This is a genomic window from Kitasatospora sp. NPDC092286, from assembly GCF_044755565.1.
GTDB lineage: Bacteria > Actinomycetota > Actinomycetes > Streptomycetales > Streptomycetaceae > Kitasatospora.
In genome coordinates, this window is record NZ_JBIVRD010000117.1 from 1 (window position 1) to 2,167 (window position 2,167).

General features: G+C 67.9%; 1 protein-coding gene. It reads right to left on the reverse strand.

Translation table 11 applies throughout. The annotated features are described in order from the left end of the window. Positions 1 to 7 precede the first annotated feature (7 nt). Entirely contained in the window at positions 8 to 2,113 is a 2,106-nt protein-coding gene (locus tag ACIQIB_RS39415; protein WP_363614796.1) for an ISAzo13 family transposase, read from the reverse strand. Positions 2,114 to 2,167 lie beyond the last annotated feature (54 nt).

The following is a 2,167-nucleotide window of genomic DNA, read 5'->3' on the forward strand; positions in this document are numbered from 1 at the left end:
GAAGCCGTCAAAGAACAACATGGTGGTCTTCGGGGTCGTGGGCGTGTGTCGAGGCCAGGAGATCGGCTGCGGTGGCGTATTGGCGTTCGGCGGGAGAGATGGCCAGGCCGTGGTTGTCGAGAACGGGTAGGACGTCGTTGATCGCGTTCCATAGGGTGCTGCGGCAGACGCCGAACAGTTCGGCGAGGGTGTCGAGGCCGCAGATGCGGCGCCGGTGGAGGATCGTGGCGAGGATGCGGTCGCCGTCAGTGATCTTCTGGCGGAACACACCGCCGCGAGTGCCGGGACGGCGGTCGCCGCCGCGGTGGCGATGCCGGCGCTCCTCGATCGCGGCCGCGTAGGGGACGACCAGCTCTTCGAGCAGGCCGTGCAAGGCTTCGCGGGTCATGCCGGTCAGCACCGGGGCGGTGAGCGCACGGCGACTCGGTTCCACCGGGTGCTGATCCGGGGCGGCCTGAGTGACGAAGGCATGAAGGTCCTGGGCACGGGCGAAGTAACGGACGACAGTCGGCGTGATGGTGATCTTGTGCTCGTCCAGGAGTTGTCGGGTGGCCTTGATGGCCTGGCCGATGGTGACCGGGTTGATGCCGAGCAGGTCGCACAGCACCTTCTGCGGGCAGACCTGTCGCAGGTAGACCACGGTGACCAGGACCTCGTCCGCGTTCGAGAGCAGGGATCGGTTGCGGCCAGTGGTGGCGACGCGCCTGCCGCCGCGAAGGACGTAGCGGCGTTGCTCACGTCGGGCTTCCTGGTCGGGGGCGAGCCGTGCCCGCAGCGCGTCCAGTTCCGTGCCGGTCATGTTGGTCAGACGGGGATCGGCCAGCAGCTGCAGGGTCTGCGTACGGGCGGCTGCACGCTCGTCGGCGCTCTGCGGTGGCTGGGCCGGGTCGTCGCCGACGGCCGGTGCGATGCTGTAGTTCCATCTCCCGTGCCGGTCGTGGGCGGTGATCGGCAGAGCCTGCAATTGTTCACGGCTGACCTGGATGCCGGTCGGGTAGGAGCCGGTGTCGAGCTCGGCCGCGACACGCAGCCCGGCCCGGGTCCGTGTCGCGGCGATGGTGTTGACGACGACCTCGTGGCTGGTCAGCGGCCTGCCGCGCCAGTTCATGGTGATGTGCGAGAACAGCCGGTGCTCGATTTTGTTCCATTTACTTGTCCCCGCAGGAAAGTGGCAGACCGTGATCGTCAGGCCGGATTCGGCGGCGAACGCTGCCAGTTCGGCCTTCCACAGCCGGTAGCGGTAGCTGTTCGAGCCGCCCGCGTCCGCAGTGATCAGCAGCCGCGTCGCCCGTGGGTAGTCGAGAGAGCCCCGTGCCTGCCACCAGCGGCGGATCGAGGCGACCGCGAACGCGGAGGTGTCGTGGTCGACACCGACATTCACCCAGCCGGTGTTCGTGGTCATGTCGTAGATCCCGTAGGGGACTGCCGTCTCCACGTGCGGGCCGGCGAAGAAGCTGTGGTCCTCGACCCGGACCGGATCCCCCTTGGGCCGCCACTCCTGCCCGGCCATGGGCAGCAGGCCCACCTGCTCCTTCTTTTTCGAATCGACGCTGATCACCGGCTCGCCCGCGGCCTGGTGCTCTTTGACCTGCTCGTTGATGTAGTGGAACTGCGCGTCGCGGTCGGGATGTTGCTCGCCTTCCAGGGTCTTGGCGTTGCCCTGCAGGCTGAACCCGTTCTCCTTCAGCAGCCGGCCCACCGTGGGCGCGGTCACCCGGTGTCCTTGCCGGGACAGCTCGGCGGCCAGGTGCCGTAACGACTTCGTCGTCCAGCGCAACGGCGACATCGGATCGCCGCGCTCGTCCGGCTCGACCAGACCCAGCAGCGCGGGCACCAGGGACGGGTCGACGGCTTCGGCCCGCATCCGCCCACCACCGGGGTGCCGAACTCGCCCCTCGGAGAGCGGCTCAGCACCGTCTTCGAGTTCGAATACGCCCCTGCGGACGGTGGTCTCGCTGACCTTGGCAGTCCGCGCGACCAGGCGCACTCCACCATGACCGAGCAGCCGGGCCTCGGTCGCCATCGCCAGGCGCCGCTGACGCTCGTTCAAGTGCGGCAACAGGACCTCGAAGCGCTGAGCGAGCTGCAGGCGGGCCTCCTCGGGTATGCGCATACCACATCAACGACACAATTCCCGGGAAGCAACGTGTTGTTTCCTTACGGCTTC